The organism is Pseudomonas sp. PS01297, from assembly GCF_029959305.1.
In the GTDB taxonomy this organism is placed as follows: domain Bacteria; phylum Pseudomonadota; class Gammaproteobacteria; order Pseudomonadales; family Pseudomonadaceae; genus Aquipseudomonas; species Aquipseudomonas helleri.
The window spans coordinates 17933-36707 of the sequence record NZ_JASCPQ010000054.1 but is presented as its reverse complement, the minus strand read 5'-3'; the positions used below and the strand labels follow the sequence as shown (position 1 = coordinate 36707).

The 18775-nt window shown below is 56.8% G+C and carries 15 protein-coding genes; all 15 read right to left on the bottom strand.

Going from position 1 to position 18775, the window contains the following annotated elements:
- Positions 1-64 precede the first annotated feature (64 nt).
- Positions 65-769 (bottom strand): 2-C-methyl-D-erythritol 4-phosphate cytidylyltransferase, encoded by a 705-nt coding sequence (ispD, locus tag QMX84_RS16530; RefSeq protein WP_048368073.1) that lies wholly within the window; start codon positions 767-769, stop codon positions 65-67.
- The gene (gene ftsB / locus QMX84_RS16525) at positions 766-1044 is read right to left on the bottom strand and encodes a cell division protein FtsB (protein WP_003440483.1); all 279 of its coding nucleotides are present in this window, start codon (positions 1042-1044) and stop codon (positions 766-768) included. The genes ispD and ftsB overlap by 4 nt, the downstream gene beginning before the upstream one ends.
- A gap of 169 nt (positions 1045-1213) precedes the next feature.
- Positions 1214-2503 carry a phosphopyruvate hydratase gene (eno, locus tag QMX84_RS16520; protein WP_123749728.1) on the bottom strand — a complete coding sequence of 430 codons (1290 nt, stop codon included), beginning with the start codon at positions 2501-2503 and terminating at the stop codon, positions 1214-1216.
- A gap of 154 nt (positions 2504-2657) precedes the next feature.
- Positions 2658-3503: a 3-deoxy-8-phosphooctulonate synthase gene (gene kdsA / locus QMX84_RS16515; protein WP_048368078.1), complete on the bottom strand. Its 846-nt coding sequence runs from the start codon at positions 3501-3503 to the stop codon at positions 2658-2660.
- A 5-nt stretch (positions 3504-3508) separates the two neighbouring features.
- A complete protein-coding gene (locus tag QMX84_RS16510) occupies positions 3509-5140 on the bottom strand; it encodes a CTP synthase (protein ID WP_048368080.1) in 1632 nt (543 codons plus the stop codon).
- A 272-nt stretch (positions 5141-5412) separates the two neighbouring features.
- A complete protein-coding gene (gene tilS, locus QMX84_RS16505) occupies positions 5413-6729 on the bottom strand; it encodes a tRNA lysidine(34) synthetase TilS (RefSeq protein WP_282364291.1) in 1317 nt (438 codons plus the stop codon).
- A gap of 208 nt (positions 6730-6937) precedes the next feature.
- Positions 6938-7885 carry an acetyl-CoA carboxylase carboxyl transferase subunit alpha gene (gene accA, locus QMX84_RS16500; protein WP_048368083.1) on the bottom strand — a complete coding sequence of 316 codons (948 nt, stop codon included), beginning with the start codon at positions 7883-7885 and terminating at the stop codon, positions 6938-6940.
- Between the two features lie 184 nt (positions 7886-8069).
- Positions 8070-11591, bottom strand: coding sequence for a DNA polymerase III subunit alpha (gene dnaE / locus QMX84_RS16495; protein ID WP_262125168.1), 3522 nt, complete (start codon positions 11589-11591; stop codon positions 8070-8072).
- Positions 11592-11669: 78 nt separating this feature from the next.
- Positions 11670-12296: a ribonuclease HII gene (gene rnhB, locus QMX84_RS16490; protein ID WP_123749725.1), complete on the bottom strand. Its 627-nt coding sequence runs from the start codon at positions 12294-12296 to the stop codon at positions 11670-11672.
- A 14-nt stretch (positions 12297-12310) separates the two neighbouring features.
- A complete protein-coding gene (gene lpxB / locus QMX84_RS16485; RefSeq protein ID WP_262125191.1) occupies positions 12311-13441 on the bottom strand; it encodes a lipid-A-disaccharide synthase in 1131 nt (376 codons plus the stop codon).
- Positions 13441-14217 (bottom strand): acyl-ACP--UDP-N-acetylglucosamine O-acyltransferase, encoded by a 777-nt coding sequence (gene lpxA, locus QMX84_RS16480; protein ID WP_048368087.1) that lies wholly within the window; start codon positions 14215-14217, stop codon positions 13441-13443. Before lpxA ends, lpxB begins: the two co-directional genes overlap by 1 nt.
- Positions 14214-14654 carry a 3-hydroxyacyl-ACP dehydratase FabZ gene (gene fabZ / locus QMX84_RS16475; RefSeq protein ID WP_048368088.1) on the bottom strand — a complete coding sequence of 147 codons (441 nt, stop codon included), beginning with the start codon at positions 14652-14654 and terminating at the stop codon, positions 14214-14216. The genes lpxA and fabZ overlap by 4 nt, the downstream gene beginning before the upstream one ends.
- A gap of 109 nt (positions 14655-14763) precedes the next feature.
- Positions 14764-15819: a UDP-3-O-(3-hydroxymyristoyl)glucosamine N-acyltransferase gene (gene lpxD / locus QMX84_RS16470; RefSeq protein WP_048368090.1), complete on the bottom strand. Its 1056-nt coding sequence runs from the start codon at positions 15817-15819 to the stop codon at positions 14764-14766.
- A 2-nt stretch (positions 15820-15821) separates the two neighbouring features.
- Positions 15822-16325 (bottom strand): OmpH family outer membrane protein, encoded by a 504-nt coding sequence (locus QMX84_RS16465; protein WP_048368091.1) that lies wholly within the window; start codon positions 16323-16325, stop codon positions 15822-15824.
- A 45-nt stretch (positions 16326-16370) separates the two neighbouring features.
- Positions 16371-18719 (bottom strand): outer membrane protein assembly factor BamA, encoded by a 2349-nt coding sequence (bamA, locus tag QMX84_RS16460; RefSeq protein WP_153326192.1) that lies wholly within the window; start codon positions 18717-18719, stop codon positions 16371-16373.
- Between the last annotated feature and the right edge of the window lie 56 nt (positions 18720-18775).

Sequence of the window (18775 nt, the reverse complement as noted above, 5' to 3'; positions counted from 1 at the left end):
AGCTGGCCTCGCGATCTTTTAAAAGATCAAAAGATCGCGAGGCAAGCTCGCTCCTACGCGGGGATCAGCGGTTAGCCCAGCGCAGCCGCAGCCATTCAAGGTCTTCGGGGCGGGTGACTTTGATGTTGTCTGAACGGCCTTCGATCAGGCGTGGCGCCTGCCCCGCCCATTCCATTGCCGAGGACTCGTCGGTAATGGTCGCATCCGACACCAGGCTGTCAGCCAAGGCGCGGTGCAGCGCACCCAACCGAAACATCTGCGGCGTGTAGGCCTGCCAGATCAAGCTGCGGTCGACGGTTTCGACTGCCCGGCCGTTTTTGTCCACGCGTTTGAGCGTGTCTCGCGCCGGAACCGCCAGCAAACCACCCACCGGGTCGTCGGCCAGTTCGTAGAGCAGCTTGTCGAGGTCTTCGCGTGACAAATTGGGCCGCGCAGCATCGTGCACTAGCACCCAGTCATCATCACTGGCGCCCTGCGCATGCAGGTACAACAAGGCGTTCAACACCGAATCGGCACGCTCGCGGCCACCGTCAACCCGGGCAATACGCGGGTCGGCAGCACATCGCAAAGAGGGCCAGAACGGATCATCAAACGCCAGACTGACCACCAAACCTTTAAGGCCAGGGTGATCAAGGAAACAGCCAAGGCTGTGTTCAAGAATACTGCGCCCGCCCAACTGCAAATATTGCTTGGGACGGTCTGCGGCCATACGGGCACCCACGCCCGCGGCAGGAATCACGGCCCAAAAGGCCGGTGATGCGATTCTCATTGGGCCAACTGGTAGAGGGTTTCGCCCTCTTTAACCATTCCCAATTCATGGCGGGCCCGTTCTTCAACGGTCTCCATGCCTTTTTTCAACTCGAGGACTTCCGCATCCAGCACGCGGTTACGCTCCAACAGCACTTCGTTTTCAGCATGCTGATCAGCAATTTGCTGCGTCAGGTCTGTCACCTGCGCCAAACTCCCATTCCCCACCCACAGGCGATACTGCAGGCCAGCCAGAAGCAAGAGCAAAATGAGGAACAACCAATTGGGACTGCGCATCGAATATCAGGTATCCAGTGAAAAGACAGCCATGCCGACAAACGTAAACAACCAACAGTACAAAGCCTGGAAGAACCAGGCTTGTACTTGATAAGCATCAGGTTAGTGTCAAAACACCCACGATGGCGAGTTTTCTGACACAACCTGTTGTCTTTTTACCACCAACTGCTTAGCCGCGGAACTCGCCACGACCGTTGTACTTGGCTTTAGTACCCAATTGCTCTTCGATACGCAGCAATTGGTTGTACTTGGAAACGCGGTCCGAACGGCACAGGGAACCGGTTTTGATCTGACCCGCCGAGGTGCCCACTGCCAGGTCGGCAATGGTGGAGTCTTCGGTTTCGCCGGAACGGTGCGAGATTACAGCAGTGTAACCCGCAGCCTTGGCCATCTGGATGGCTTCCAGGGTTTCGGTCAGAGTGCCGATCTGGTTGAACTTGATCAGGATCGAGTTGGCGATGTTTTTATCGATGCCCTCTTTCAGGATCTTGGTGTTGGTTACGAACAGGTCGTCACCTACCAGCTGAACTTTCTCACCGATTTTGTCGGTCAGAATTTTCCAGCCATCCCAGTCAGACTCGTCCAGACCGTCTTCGATGGAGATGATCGGGTAGCGCTGAGTCAGACCTTTCAGGTACTCGGCGAAACCTTCGGAGCTGAACACCTGACCTTCGCCGGACAGGTTGTATTTGCCGTCTTCGTAGAACTCGCTGGCCGCGCAGTCCAGTGCCAGGGTCACGTCAGTGCCCAGGGTGTAACCGGCGTTGGCGATCGCTTCGGAGATCACTTTCAGTGCATCTTCGTTGGACGCCAGGTTAGGTGCGAAACCACCTTCGTCGCCCACTGCGGTGTTCAGGCCACGGGCCTTGAGCACAGCTTTGAGGTGATGGAAGATTTCGGTGCCCATGCGCAGTGCGTCGGAGAAGGTCTTGGCGCCAACCGGCTGAACCATGAACTCCTGGATATCGACGTTGTTATCAGCGTGTTCGCCACCGTTGATGATGTTCATCATCGGGACCGGCATCGAGTAAACACCCGGCGTGCCGTTCAGGTTGGCGATGTGCGCGTACAGCGGCAGGTCCTGGTCCTGAGCCGCAGCCTTGGCTGCTGCCAAAGACACCGCCAGGATTGCGTTAGCGCCCAGCGAGCCTTTGTTTTCAGTGCCGTCCAGCGCGATCATCGCGTGGTCCAGCGCTTTTTGATCAACTGGGTCTTTACCCAGCAGCAAGTCGCGAATCGGGCCGTTGATGTTGGCAACCGCTTTCAGCACGCCTTTGCCCAGGTAACGGCTCTTGTCGCCATCACGCAGCTCCAACGCTTCGCGCGAGCCAGTGGAAGCACCGGAAGGCGCGCAAGCACTGCCGATGATGCCGTTGTCGAGAAGCACGTCGGCTTCCACAGTGGGATTGCCACGGGAGTCGAGAACTTCACGACCTTTGATGTCGACGATTTTTGCCATTGTTATAAGCACTCCAAAGTTGACGAAAACGACGCAGCTGAGGGAAATCTGGTTATCGCCGGCAAGGATCGAAAAACGGGCAGCCTTGCGGACGATAAAGCCCGGGCCACAAGGGCCCGAGAAATCGTGCGGTACTTTACCGGAGAAAAGCGGATCAGGCCGTTTCTATTGTCGGAAAACTTTTAACCAACTCATCCAGCGACTTCAGTTGAGCCAGGAAAGGCTCAAGCTTGTCCAGACGCAAGGCGCAAGGGCCATCGCATTTGGCATTGTCAGGATCCGGATGCGCCTCAAGGAACAGACCGGCCAGGCCCTGGCTGATGCCAGCTTTGGCGAGGTCAGTGACCTGGGCACGACGACCACCGGCAGAATCGGAGCGACCACCAGGCATTTGCAGCGCGTGGGTCACGTCGAAAAATACCGGGTATTCAAATTGCTTCATGATGCCGAAGCCCAGCATGTCGACCACAAGGTTGTTGTAGCCAAAGCTTGAGCCACGCTCACAGAGGATCAACTGATCGTTGCCCGCTTCTTCGCACTTGCTCAGGATGTGCTTCATTTCCTGAGGCGCAAGGAATTGGGCTTTTTTGATGTTGATCACGGCACCGGTCTTGGCCATGGCCACGACCAGGTCAGTCTGGCGCGACAGGAAAGCCGGCAGCTGGATGATGTCGCAGACCTCGGCGACCACGGCTGCTTGCGCAGGCTCGTGGACGTCGGTGATCACCGGCACACCAAACGCTTGCTTGATGTCCTGAAAAATCCGCATGCCCTCTTCCAGGCCGGGGCCACGGTAAGAGTTGATCGATGAACGGTTAGCCTTGTCGAAACTGGCCTTGAATACGTAAGGGATACCGAGCTTTTCGGTAACACGCACGTATTCTTCGCACACCTGCATGGCCATATCACGGCTTTCCAGCACGTTCATGCCACCGAACAAGACCATTGGCTTGTCGTTGGCAATGTCGATATTGCCTACGCGGATAATTTTTTGCGCCATGCTGATTAAGCCTTCTTCTCGTGTTGCGCCAATGCTGCTTTAACGAAACCGCTGAACAGAGGGTGACCATCACGAGGAGTCGAGGTGAACTCCGGGTGGAACTGGCACGCCACGAACCAAGGATGATCCGGTGCTTCAACCACTTCTACCAGTGCGCCGTCACCGGAACGACCGGTCACTTTCAAGCCCGCTTCGATCAGTTGTGGCAGCAGATTGTTGTTCACTTCATAGCGATGACGATGACGTTCAACAATCACGTCCTTGGCATAGCAATCATGAACCTTGGAGCCGGCTGCCAGTTGGCAGTCCTGCGCGCCCAGACGCATGGTGCCGCCCAGATCAGAAGTTTCGGTACGGGTTTCGACTGCACCGGTGGCGTCTTCCCACTCAGTGATCAAGCCCACAACCGGGTGGCCGCTGCTGCGATCGAACTCGGTGGAGTTGGCGTCTTTCCAGCCCAGCACGTTACGTGCGAACTCGATAACGGCCACTTGCATGCCCAGGCAGATACCCAGGTAAGGCACCTTGTTCTCGCGAGCATATTGAACCGCGGTGATCTTGCCTTCTACGCCGCGCAGACCGAAGCCGCCCGGAACCAGAATGGCGTCAGCGCCTTCGAGCAGTTCAGTGCCTTTGTTTTCTATGTCTTCGGAGTCGATGTAACGCAGGTTGACCTTGGTACGGTTGGAAATACCGGCGTGGCTCATCGCTTCGATCAGCGACTTGTACGCGTCCAGCAGTTCCATGTACTTGCCAACCATGGCGATAGTGACTTCGCGCTCAGGGTTGAGCTTGGCGTCGACCACTTTGTCCCATTCGGACAGATCGGCGCTGTTGCACTGCAAGCCAAAACGCTCAACGACGAAATCATCCAGGCCCTGAGCGTGCAGCATGCCCGGGATCTTGTAGATGGTGTCGGCGTCTTCCAGAGAGATGACCGCACGCTCTTCAACGTTGGTGAACAGCGCGATCTTGCGACGCGACGACACATCAACGTGGTGATCGGAACGGCAGATCAGCACGTCTGGCTGCAGGCCGATGGAGCGCAATTCTTTAACCGAGTGTTGCGTTGGTTTGGTTTTCGTTTCGCCAGCAGTGGCGATGTACGGAACCAGAGTCAGGTGCATCAGCATGGCGCGCTTGGCGCCCACTTCGATGCGCAACTGACGGATAGCCTCGAGGAACGGTTGGGACTCAATGTCACCCACAGTGCCGCCAATCTCGACCATCGCTACGTCGGCATCGCCGGCGCCCTTGATGATCCGACGCTTGATTTCGTCAGTGATGTGCGGAATCACCTGGATGGTCGCCCCCAGGTAATCACCACGGCGCTCCTTGCGCAGGACGTGTTCGTAAACGCGGCCCGTGGTGAAGTTGTTGTTCTGGGTCATGGTCGTGCGGATGAACCGCTCGTAGTGGCCCAAGTCCAGGTCGGTCTCGGCGCCGTCATGAGTGACGAACACTTCACCGTGCTGGAACGGGCTCATGGTGCCCGGATCAACGTTGATGTAGGGGTCCAGCTTCAGCATGGTGACCTTAAGTCCCCGCGCCTCCAGGATGGCTGCCAATGAAGCCGAGGCAATGCCTTTCCCCAATGAAGAAACAACACCGCCCGTGACGAAGATGTAGCGCGTCATGAAAAACCCTAGAAGTCTGCGTTAAAGCGGTCAGAGCCGCCGGGGAGAGCGAAGGAAGGCCGAAGCCCCCAATCACCAGCATTAGTCACAGTGCACCTTTCGAAAAACTGCTGCGTTGAAACAGACCGATGGAGACCAACGGTTCGATACAAGCCACACATTTTTTTAAAATCGCCCAGCAAAGACTGCTTGGTAATCGGCAACATCTGCAATTCCGGTGAATTTACAGAAGTTGTATCAAGAAGGGAGCGTAGTCTACCGGAAAGCCCCTTTCAGCTCAAACCTTGATCGCTGGAAGTTGGCAACCACTGCAATTGCCAACGCCCATAGGGGTCGCAAGCCAATCCCTGAAGGTTTGCCACCGCCAATAACTGCTCATTGCGGTACAACAGCGGCAATCTGCCACGCACAAAGCCGGGGACACCGTGCTCGTTGAGCAAACGCTTGAGATCCCGATGCCCGCGTTGCGCCAGATGCATCACCTCACCACCTTGACGATAGCTCACGTGCAAAGGACCTGCGGGAATCTCACCGTGCAAACGTAACTGACCATTACCCGGCAGGCTCAATGGCAAATCCGCCTGCTCCCACGCCAATGGCGCAACAGGCTGACGCAACCAGTCGCCGCTCAACCACCAGAGGTGACCGCCAGCCCGGTGCAACTGGCCATCGGCCAATGTCCAGATTGGTTGCGCATCTTCGCGGGCATCGCGCAGGGTTTCCCACCCGGCCCAATGATCGGTGTCCGGCAGCTGAGTGAAACCGGCCAGCCAATGGCGCAACGCGTTGCGTTGACGGGCCGCTGAAAGCGCGGCAATCGGTGCCAGCGCCAGGGACGGCAGGCCAAGCCAGGAGAACTCACTATGCGGGGTTGCAGCGGCGAGATCCTGTTGAGCCAACTCGTCGAGCAAGCCTTGCGCCTCGGCACAATGGGCAGCCGTGCGCGCCAGGCTCGCAGCGGCTTGGGGCCAGCGTTTGGTCAGGGCTGGAAAAACTTCATGACGTAGATAGTTACGTGAGAAGTCGGTCTGGGTGTTCGAAGGGTCTTCGACCCAGCTCAAGCCGTGCGCGCGCGCGTAGGCTTCCAGCTCGGCGCGAGAGACATCCAGCAAGGGACGGCACAAATGGCCCTGCCCCAGCGCCCGCTCACGGGGCATGGCCGCCACCCCGCTCACCCCTGCCCCGCGCAGCAGGCGAAACAACACGGTTTCTGCCTGATCATCACGGTGCTGGCCCGTCAGCAAGACTTCGCCTGCCTTCGTGACGACTTCAAAAGCCTGATAGCGCGCGTCACGTGCGGCACGCTCAAGGCTTGCGCCTGGGCGGACTTGCACGTGAAACACCTGCAACGGCACAGCCAGCGAATCACACAGCGCCTGACAATGCGCCGGCCACGTCTCAGCAGCCGTCTGCAAGCCATGATGCACATGGACAGCGGACAGAGCAGGAAGCGAGTGGATTTGACGCAGATGGGCGAGCAGGTGCAGCAGAACGGTTGAATCAAGGCCGCCAGAGAGTGCGACGTGCCAGGCATTGGCGTTGCGCCAGGGGGTCAGGGCTTTAAGCAGTTGCGTTGAGAGGTTGGGCATGTCGAGCACCGTCTGGATCAAAAGCCCTTCACGCGCAGGGACAGACTTACTAGTCAAAACTTGATAATGGCCCAAACCTGTAGCCGCTGCCGAGGCACGAAGGCTGCGATGGGTTGCGCAGCGACCCCGGATGGCGGCCCTGCGGACCGCATCGCAGCCTTCGTACCTCGTCAGCGGCTACACACATGTAACTGCGCTGTAGCTTTAATCAGAGACCGTAGCTCATCAGGCGGTCATAACGACGCTTGAGCAAGGTTTCGGTGTCCAGCTTTTTCAGCATGTCCAGTTGCGACAGCAGCTCACCACGGATGGTCGCAGACGCTGCGGCCGGATCACGGTGGGCACCGCCCAATGGCTCGGTGATGATCTTGTCAACAATACCCAGGCCTTTCAGGCGCTCAGCGGTAATGCCCATGGCTTCTGCTGCGTCCGGCGCTTTCTCGGCGGTTTTCCACAGAATCGAGGCGCAACCTTCTGGCGAGATCACCGCGTACGTCGAGTACTGCAGCATGTTCAACTGGTCGCAAACACCAATAGCCAATGCACCGCCCGACCCACCTTCACCGATAACGGTGGAGATAATCGGGGTTTTCAGGCGAGCCATCACCCGCAGGTTCCAGGCAATCGCTTCGCTCTGGTTGCGCTCTTCAGCGTCGATACCAGGATAAGCACCCGGTGTGTCGATGAACGTCAGGATCGGCATTTTGAAACGCTCGGCCATTTCCATCAGGCGGCACGCCTTGCGGTAGCCTTCTGGACGCGGCATACCGAAGTTACGGCGAACCTTCTCGCGCACTTCGCGGCCTTTCTGGTGACCGATGACCATCACAGGCTGGTCGTCCAGACGTGCAATACCGCCCACGATGGCGGCGTCATCCGAGAAGTGTCGGTCGCCGTGCAACTCGTCGAACTCGGTGAAGATGTGATCGATGTAGTCCAGGGTGTAAGGACGACGCGGGTGACGGGCCAGACGAGCAATTTGCCAGCTGGTCAGCTTGCCGAAAATATCTTCAGTCAGCGTTTTGCTTTTGTCTTGCAGGCGAGAGATTTCATCGCTGATGTTCAGCGAGTTGTCATTACCGACCAAGCGCAACTCTTCGATTTTGGCTTGCAGGTCAGCAATCGGCTGTTCGAAATCAAGAAAATTCGGGTTCATAAGCATCCGTCTTGGGTCGGCGGCAAAGCATGCCAGCGGGTTTGAAGCCCAGCATTTGCTGGCGAATCCAACCCGACTGGGGCAGCCGGTTGATCTGTATCGCGCCTACCTTAAGGGAGAGGCGCTCTCAGGTCGAGATTAAAAATTCAGGTCGAGGTCAGGGCGCGTGTATCGCCCCTGACCGTCAACGGTATTGGAGGAAGACGTTGTCTCGCCCAAACTGGTCACGCAACGCTTGAATCAAGCTGTCTGCCGGATCAATTCGCCAGCTTTCGCCAAACTGCAGCAAAGCCTTGGCGTCTGCGCCGGTGTAGTCCAGGGTGATCGGGCACGCCCCACGGTGTTTTTTGAACAATTCGCCTAAAAAGCGCAATTGATCGCCTTTGAGTGCCGCCTGCGTCACTTTCAGACGCAGGCTTTCAGCCAGGCTGGTGCGCGCTTCTTCCATGCTCATCACGCGCTTGACCCGCAAACGCAGGCCGCCGGAGAAGTCATCATTGCTGACCTCGCCTTCGACCACCACCATTGCATCAGTCTGCAACAGCGATTGCGCCGAATGAAAGGCCTCGGCAAACAACGAGGCTTCGATGCGCCCTGAACGGTCGTCCAGGGTGATAAAGCCCATCTTGTCGCCCTTTTTGTTCTTCATCACGCGCAAGGCAATGATCATCCCCGCCACGGTCTGAGTGTCCCGTGCCGGTTTCAGATCAATGATGCGCTGACGGGCAAAGCGGCGAATCTCACCTTCATATTCATCAATCGGGTGGCCGGTCAGGTACAGCCCAAGGGTGTCTTTCTCACCTTTGAGGCGTTCCTTGAGAGTCAGTTCCTTGGCCTTGCGGTGGTTGGCATAGACATCAGCGTCTTCTTCGACAAACAAGCCGCCAAACAAGTCGGCATGCCCGCTGTCATGGGTGCGCGCAGTTTGTTCGGCCGACTTGATTGCTTCCTCCATGGCCGTCAGCAACACCGCGCGGTTCAGGTCGATATGCGCTTGGTAAGCCTTCGGTTCGTCATAGAAGTACGGCCCAAGACGGTCCAGCGCACCACTGCGGATCAAACCGTCGAGGGTACGCTTGTTGATACGCTTGAGGTCAACGCGGGCACAGAAATCGAACAGATCAGTAAACGGGCCGTCCTTGCGCGCTTCGGTAATGGCCTCAACCGGCCCCTCACCCACCCCTTTGATCGCGCCCAGGCCATAAATAATGCGGCCTTCTTCGTTCACCGTGAACTTGAACTCCGAGGCATTCACGTCCGGCGCATCAAGACGCAGCTTCATGCTGCGAATTTCTTCGATCAGGGTCACAACCTTGTCAGTGTTGTGCATATCCGCCGACAGTACCGCGGCCATGAACGGTGCCGGGTAGTGGGTTTTCAGCCAGGCCGTCTGGTACGACACCAGACCGTAAGCTGCGGAGTGAGACTTGTTGAAACCATAACCGGCAAATTTCTCTACCAGGTCGAAAATGTTACCGGCAAGGTCGGCATCAATATTGTTGTTGCCACAGCCTTCGATGAAACCGCCGCGCTGCTTGGCCATTTCTTCGGGTTTTTTCTTACCCATGGCTCGACGCAACATGTCAGCGCCGCCAAGGGTGTAACCGGCCATGACCTGAGCAATCTGCATCACCTGTTCTTGATACAGGATGATGCCGTAGGTCGGCGCCAATACCGGCTTGAGGCCTTCGTACTGGTAGTCGGAGTGCGGGTACGCCAGCTCGGCGCGACCGTGCTTACGGTTGATAAAGTCATCAACCATGCCTGATTGCAGCGGGCCCGGACGGAACAGGGCCACCAGTGCGATCAAGTCTTCAAGGCAGTCGGGCTTAAGCTTTTTGATCAGCTCTTTCATGCCGCGCGACTCAAGCTGGAACACCGCAGTGGTCTCGGCTTTTTGCAGCAATTGGTACGTGGGCTTGTCGTCCAGCGGGATAAAGGCGATGTCCAGCGGCGCTTCATCGACCTTGGCGCGGTCACGGTTGATGGTTTTCAGCGCCCAGTCGATGACCGTCAGGGTCCGCAGACCGAGGAAGTCGAACTTCACCAGACCTGCCGACTCAACGTCATCCTTGTCGAACTGGGTGACCAGACCGCCACCCTCTTCATCGCAGTAAATCGGCGAGAAGTCCGTGAGTTTGGTCGGGGCGATAACCACACCACCGGCGTGCTTACCCACGTTACGCACAACGCCTTCAAGCTTGCGCGCCATCTCCCAAATTTCAGCCGCCTCTTCATCGACCTTGATGAAGTCGCGCAGGATCTCTTCCTGTTCAAAGGCTTTTTCGAGGGTCATGCCCACTTCGAACGGGATCATCTTCGACAGGCGGTCAGCCAAACCGTAGGACTTGCCCTGAACCCGCGCCACGTCGCGGATTACCGCCTTCGCAGCCATCGAACCAAAGGTGATGATCTGGCTTACGGCATTACGCCCGTATTTTTCAGCCACATACTCAATAACCCGGTCGCGACCATCCATGCAGAAGTCGACGTCAAAGTCGGGCATCGATACCCGTTCCGGGTTAAGGAATCGTTCGAACAGCAGGTCGTATTCCAGCGGATCAAGGTCGGTGATCTTCTGTACATATGCCACCAGCGACCCGGCACCCGACCCCCGGCCAGGCCCCACCGGCACGCCGTTGCTTTTAGCCCACTGGATAAAGTCCATTACGATCAGGAAGTAACCGGGGAAACCCATCTGGATGATGATATCCAGCTCGAAATTCAGCCGGTCGACGTACACCTGACGCTTGGCGTCGTAGTCTTCGGTGGTGTCCTTGGGCAGCAGAACGCTCAAGCGCTCTTCAAGGCCTTCAAAGGACACTTTGCGGAAATATTCATCGATGGTCATGCCATCGGGAATCGGGAAGTTGGGCAGGAAGTGAGTGCCCAGCTTCACGTCAATATTGCAGCGCTTGGCAATTTCGACCGTGTTGGCCAACGCCTCCGGCAGGTCACTGAACAGCTCGGCCATTTCTTCGGCGCTTTTCAGGTACTGCTGGTCGCTGTAGTTTTTGGAGCGGCGCGGGTCATCCAGCGCCCGGCCTTCGCCAATGCACACGCGGGTTTCGTGGGCTTCGAAATCTTGCTGCTTGATGAAGCGCACATCGTTTGTCGCCACCAATGGCGCACCGATCTCATCGGCCAGCGCAACGGCGGCATGCAGGTGCTCTTCATCATTGGGACGGCTGGTGCGCTGAACTTCGAGATAAAAGCGCTCGGGGAACACCGTCATCCACTCAAGCGCCAGGGTGCGCGCCTCTTCGGCGTTACCGCTGAGCAGCGCAAGGCCGATCTCGCCCTCTTTGGCAGCCGACAGCATGATCAAACCGTCGGCCGCTTCAGCGACCCACTCACGTTCAATGATCACCTGACCGTTGCGCTGACCGTCAATAAAGCCCCGCGAGATCAGCTCAGTCAGGTTGCGATAACCCACGGCATTCATCGCCAGCAGGCTGATACGGCTCAGCGGGTTATCCGGGTCTTTATTCGACAGCCACAGGTCGGCACCACAAATCGGCTTGATACCGCCGCCCATGGCGGTTTTGTAGAATTTGACGAGAGAACACATGTTGTTCTGATCGGTCACCGCAACGGCGGGCATGTTCATGCCGGCCAGGGTTTTGATCAGCGGTTTGATCCGCACCAGGCCATCGACCAGGGAGTATTCAGTGTGCAGGCGCAGGTGAACGAATGAAGCCGGCATGGTGATCCTGTCTATCAGCTTTGGAAAACAACAAGGCCCGGATTGTACCGGGCCTTGGCAAAAACATCAGCCTCGCGACTAAACCTTGGCTAGGCCTTCACGCGCTTCGTACGCACGGCGAACCGGACCGAACGAGCGTCGATGGATAGGCGTCGGGCCCAAACGCTCAAGGGCTTCCAGATGGACGGAGGTCGGGTAACCCTTGTGCCCACCTATGCCATAACCGGGGTATTGCAACTCAAAGGCCGCCATTTCGCGGTCACGGCTGACCTTGGCCAAAATCGAAGCCGCAGCAATGGCCGGGACCTTGCTATCGCCCTTAACCACCGCTTCGGCTGGCATGGCCAGCTTGGGGCAGCGATTGCCATCAATCATCGCCAGTTTAGGGGTGATGCTCAGCCCTTCTACCGCCCGCTGCATGGCCAGCATGGTGGCGTGCAAAATATTCAGCTCGTCGATCTCTTCGACTTCAGCCCGCGCAATGCACCAGCTCAGGGCTTTTTCGCGAATTTCATCGAAAAGCTTTTCACGACGTGCTTCGGTCAGTTTTTTCGAGTCGTTGAGGCCCGCAATCGGGCGCATCGGGTCAAGAATGACCGCAGCAGTGACCACGGCACCGCACAACGGTCCACGACCGACTTCATCAACACCGGCAACCAGGTCTTCAACCTGATTGACCAGATTGAAGTCCAATCCGATTTGCATAGTCACTGTACTCATTAAGATTTTGCGATCAGGCCCAGCACCGCGTCTGCGGCCTGATTGGAAGCGTCGAGACGCAATGTGCGATGGATCTCGTCAAAGCCCCGTGTTTGTTCTTCACCGCCATCCAGCAAAGGCAAAATGGTGTCAGCCAACGCGTCAGGCGTTGCAGCATCCTGCAACAATTCAGGCACCAACAGGCGTTGAGCCAACAGGTTGGGCAGCGACACGTACGGGCTTTTGACCAGACGCTTGAGAATCCAGAACGTCAGCGACGACAAGCGATACGCAACCACCATCGGCCGTTTGTACAGCAGCGCCTCAAGGGTCGCGGTGCCAGAGGCGATCAATACCGCATCACAGGCGGCCAGCGCCAGGTGTGAACGACCATCGAGCAAGGTCAAAGGCAAGTCACGGCCCACCAGCGATTGCTCAATCTGAATGCGACGCGCGTTATTGGCGCACGGCAATACAAAACGGACATCAGGACGTGCCTGGTAGACCTTCTGCGCGGCATCCAGAAACAAACCGCCCAGTTTGCCGACTTCACCACCACGACTGCCGGGCATCAAAGCCACCAATGGGCCATCGGGCAGGCCCAATTCAGCACGCGCAGCCGCACGGTCAGCTTCAAGCGGGATGGCATCAGCCAACGGGTGGCCGACAAAACGCACCGGCACGCCCTTCTCTTCGTAGAATTTGGCTTCAAACGGGAACAGCGTGAGCATCAAGTCGCAGCCTTCGCGAATTTTCAGCACCCGCTTCTGACGCCATGCCCACACCGACGGGCTGACGTAGTGCACGGTTTTGATCCCGGCACGGCGCAACTGCAGCTCAATGTTAAGGGTGAAGTCAGGGGCGTCGATACCGATAAACACGTCAGGCTTTTCAGCAATCAGCGTTTTAACCAGTTCTTTGCGGCGCTTGAGCAGCTCACGCAGGCGGCCAAGCACTTCGACCAGGCCCATGACCGACAAGCGTTCCATCGGGAAGTAAGAGCTCAGGCCCTCTGCTTCCATCAATGGGCCGCCAACGCCAATGAATTCGATGTCCCCATGACGGGCCTTGAGCGCACGCATCAGCCCGGAGCCGAGAATGTCACCGGAGGCTTCGCCTGCCACCAGAGCAATACGCAATCTGGCCATGATTAGCGCGTAATGCCGCGAGTAGAGGAACGGATCGACTCGACGAACATTGCCACTTCAGGGAACTGCACAGCCGGCTCGGCCAGCTCAGCCAGCGCCTGATCGACGGTAAGGCCTTGTCGATAGACCACTTTGTAAGCACGGCGCAGAGCATGAATGGCTTCATCGCTGAAACCACGGCGGCGCATGCCTTCAAAGTTCATGCTGCGCGCTTCGGCCGGGCTACCAAACACGGTGACAAACGCCGGAACGTCTTTACCGATGGCAGTGCCCATGCCCGAAAAACTGTGCGCACCGATATGGCAGAACTGGTGAACCAGCGTGAAGCCGGACAGGATCGCCCAGTCACCCATGTGCACATGGCCCGCCAGAGCGGCGTTGTTAACCAGAATGCAGTGGTTGCCAATCACGCTGTCATGCCCGATGTGGGCATAGGCCATGATCAAGTTATGATCACCCAGCGTTGTTTCCGCGCGGTCCTGCACGGTGCCGCGGTGAATGGTGACGCCTTCACGAATAACGTTGTGGTCACCAATCACCAGGCGCGTTTCTTCGCCTTTGTACTTCAGATCAGGTGTGTCCTCGCCTACCGAAGAAAACTGGTAGATGCGATTGTGTTTACCGATCCTGGTTGGGCCTTTAAGAATCACATGCGGCCCAATCACAGTCCCCTCGCCGATTTCCACACCTGCGCCGATGATCGACCAAGGGCCGACCTCGACGTCGTCGGCCAAAATGGCCGTCGGATCGATGATTGCGCGAGGGTCAATCAAACTCATAGTTTGCGTTCCGCACAGATGATCTCAGCCGAGCACACTGGCTTGCCGTCAACCGTGGCTTGGCATTCAAATTTCCAGATGGAGCGCTTGCAGCTCAGGAACTTGGCTTCAAGGATCAGTTGATCCCCTGGCAGTACAGGCTGGCGAAAGCGCAGCTTGTCGGAGCCGACGAAATAATAGAGCGTGCCGTCAGAAGGCTTCAGATCCATCATCTTGAAACCCAGGATGCCAGCGGCCTGAGCCATCGCTTCAATGATCAGGACGCCCGGCATGATCGGGTGCGCCGGGAAGTGACCGTTGAAGAAAGGTTCATTGATGCTGACATTCTTGTAGGCACGAATGCGCTTGTTCTCGACATCCAGATCCACCACTCGGTCCACCAGCAGGAACGGGTAACGGTGGGGCAGATATTCGCGAATCTCGTTGATGTCCATCATTTCGTGGGGAAGCCTGTAATAAAGATTGGGCGCGCGCGACTAAGGCGCGCTCCTCTAGCAAATCAAGGAAGCAAACCAGTGGCTATGCACTCTTGATATGGAAAATGTACTAGCCCTCTGAAGAAGCTTTACCGTCCGGGGTCACTTCCCCGACGCGCTTTTCCAGATGTTTTAGCCGTCTTGCAATGTCATCCAGCTGGCGTATGCGTGCCGCACTTTTGCGCCACTCCGCAGCCGGCTGCATGGCAGTACCGGAAGAATAGGCTCCTGGCTCGGTGATCGAATGCGTCACCATCGTCATGCCAGTCAAGAACACGTTGTCACAAATTTCAATGTGACCGACCAAACCAACTCCGCCTGCGAGCATGCAGTGCTTACCGATTTTAGTACTACCGGAAATGCCTACACACGCGGCCATCGCCGTATGGTCACCCACCTGAACGTTGTGCGCGATCTGGATCTGGTTATCCAGCTTGACGCCATTGCCGATCAACGTATCGGCCAAAGCACCCCGATCAATGGCCGTGTTGACGCCAATTTCGACATCATCACCGAGGGTCACACCGCCAATTTGAGCGATTTTCTGCCAGATGCCTTTTTCGTTGGCGAAACCAAAACCTTCGCCACCTAAAACGGCACCCGACTGAATCACCACACGCTTGCCGATATGCACATCGTGGTACAGGGTCACACGAGGGGCCAGCCAGCCGTCTTCACCGATGGTGCAACGCGCACCGATAAAGCAATGCGCACCAATGGTGACACCTGCAGCGATTCGCGCACCGCTCTCAATGACCGCAAATGCACCGATGCTCGCCATTGGATCAACCACCGCATCGTCCGCAATCACAGCCGAAGGGTGAACCCCGGCAGTGGCTTTGGGCTTGGGGTCGAACAAATGGGAGATTCGGGCATACGCCAGGTAAGGATCGGGCACAACCAGCGCATCCCCCGCGTACTCCTCGGCATCCGCCGCCTTGAGCAGTACCGCTCCAGCGTGGCAGTCAACGAGGTATTTACGGTATTGGGGGTTAGCCAGAAAGCTCAACTGAGCTGGGCCGGCCTCTTGCAAAGTGGCCAGCCCAGTAATTTCTTTCTCCGCGGAGCCACGCAAGGTGGCCCCGAGGAACTCGGCCAATCGGCCGAGTTTTATAGTCGCGGTCATAATTACTTCAGCTGATTCATGCGCTCAATCACTTGGCGAGTGATGTCGTACTGAGGTTTTACATCAATCACAGCACCACGCTCGAACACCAGGTCAAAGGCGCCTTTCTTGATGACTTCTTCAACAGCGCTGTCCAGTTTTGGCTTCAGCTGTTTCAGCATTTCACGGTCAGCAACGGCTTTGGCTTCGTTCAGTTCCTTGGACTGGAACTGGAAATCACGGGCCTTTTGCTTGAACTCAAGCTCCAGACGCTCACGCTCGCCTTGCTGCATTTTGTCGCCGCCGCTAACCAGACGGTCCTGGATGCCCTTGGCACTGCTTTCCAGGTTTTTCAGTTTGGTCAGTTGTGGGCCAAATTTTTTCTCGGCATCCACGGCATAACGCTTGGCAGCGTCGGATTCAAGCAGTGCCATTTGATAGTTCAGCACAGCAATTTTCATGTCGGCAAAAGCCGGGCCCGCTGCCAAGAGCGAAGCCAGGAGAACCAATTGAGTCAACTTACGCACGATGCACTCCTAAAAAATCCGTTGTCTGTATCTATAGTCAGGCTTTTAGAAAGTCTGGCCGAGGGAGAATTGGAACACTTGAGTGTCTGCGTCATCCGGTTTCTTGATCGGCATGGCCAAGCTGAAGCTCAGCGGGCCAAGCGCAGTTACCCATGTCACACCTACACCCACAGAACTGGCCATATTGCTAAAGCTGATATCGCAATTCTTGGTTTCGCCCTTGCAGTTAGTGTCGAACACGTTACCCACATCCCAGAATACGGAAGTGCGCAGGGAACGTTGATCCTTCACAAACGGCATCGGGAACAGAACTTCTACACCACCCTGGATCAGCACGTTACCACCGAACGGCAGCGGGTCTTGATCCGGGTCGGCAATCGTACCCGGGTTCTTACCGGTACTCGGCGTACTGCGCGGGCCCAGAGCGCTGTCTTTAAAGCCACGTACCGAGTTGAAACCACCCGCGTAGTAGTTCTCGTAGAACGGCAGACCTTCAGTCGAACCGTAACCATCACCATAGCCCAACTCTGTGTGCAGGCGAGCGGTGAAGGTATCGCTCAACGGCTGGAACAACTGTGCACGATAGTCCAGTTTGTAGAACTGCAGGTCGCTGCCAGGAATGGTGGTTTCCAGCACCAGGCTCTGCGACGTACCACGGGTTGGCAACACACCTTTGTTCAGGGTCGACTCGGACCAGCCAATCGATGCCTTGAAGTTGAGGTACTTGTCACCTTCACGGTTTACGAAGTCGAAGATCTCGTCAACGGTGTAACGACCAGTGCTGATTTCATCCTGCTGAACGGTCAGGCCGTAGGTCAGACGGGAGGTATCGCTGATCGGGTAACCCATGGTGACGCCAGCACCCAGGCTGTCGACCGAGTAGTTGGCAACGTCAACGTCCAGCTCTTTGTAGTCAGTGGTGCGGTAGAAAACGTTGTAGCCCAGGCTCACACCGTCCGGCGTCCAGTACGGGTCAACGTAGCTGAAGTTGTAACGGCTTTGGTATTCGCTGCGGGTCAGACCAATGCTGACCTTGTTACCCGTACCCAGGAAGTTGTTCTGGGTAATCGAGCCACCCAGGATCAAACCGGCGCTCTGAGCAAAACCGACGCTGGCAGTGATCGAACCCGACGCTTGTTCTTCAACAGCGTAGTTCACGTCAACCATGTCGTCAGTGCCTGGCACTGCCGGGGTTTCAACGTTCACTTCCTTAAAGAAGCCCAGACGCTCAAGGCGAACCTTGGACTGGTCGATCAAGTAAGTAGACGCCCAACCGCCTTCCATCTGGCGCATTTCACGACGCAGCACTTCGTCTTCCGACTTGGTATTGCCGCGGTAGTTGATACGGTTCACGTAAGCACGCTTGCCCGGATCGACCACAAAGGTGATGGCGACGGTGTGGTTTTCCGGGTCTGGCTGAGGCACGCCGTTCACGTTGGCGAAGGTGTAACCTTCGTTACCCAGACGACGGGTGATCAGCTCGGAGGTGGTGGTCATCAGCTTGCGCGAGAACACCTGGCCTGGTTGAACCAGCAGCAACGACTTGATCTGATCTTCCGGGACTTTGAGGTCACCGCTCAGCTTGACCGAGCCGACATTGTATTTTTCGCCTTCGTTCACGTTGACCGTGATGTAGACGTTCTTTTTGTCAGGCGTGATCGATACCTGGGTCGAGGCGATATCCATGTTGATATAGCCGCGATCGAGGTAGTAGGAACGCAGACGCTCCAGGTCACCCGACAGTTTTTCACGCGCATACTTGTCGTCGTTCTTGAAGAACGACAACCAGTTGGTGGTTTTCAGTTCGAACAGATCAACCAGGTCAGATTCCGGGAAGACCGTGTTACCCACCACGTTGATGTGCTGGATAGAGGCAACGGTGCCTTCGTTGATGTTGACCTTCAAGGCAACGCGGTTGCGCGGCTCAGGCACCACTTCGGTGTCTACCGTCGCCGAGTAGCGGCCTTGGGCAACATACTGACGTTGCAGCTCGTTACGAACACCTTCAAGGGTCGCACGCTGGAAGATTTCGCCTTCAGCCAGGCCCGATTGCTTCAGGCCTTTCATCAGGTCATCAGTGGAGATCGCCTTGTTACCGTCAATGGTGATGCTGGAGACGGAAGGACGTTCGACAACCGTAATGACGAGCACATTGCCATCACGACCCAGTTGGATATCCTGAAAGAACCCGGTTTTGAACAACGCACGAGTGGATTCCACCAAACGGCGGTCATCCGCTACCTCACCCACGTTCAGCGGTAACGCGCCAAACACGCTGCCGGCGGAAACCCGCTGGAGCCCGTTGACACGGATATCAGAGATAGTGAAGGACTCGGCGTGAACTTCGGCGATCATCAGTACGGCGAGAACCGCAGTTAGCAGCAGACGTTTCATGAAGTCCTTTCTTATTCCAACTGGCAATAAACAAACTGCCGCAAAATGCGGCAGAT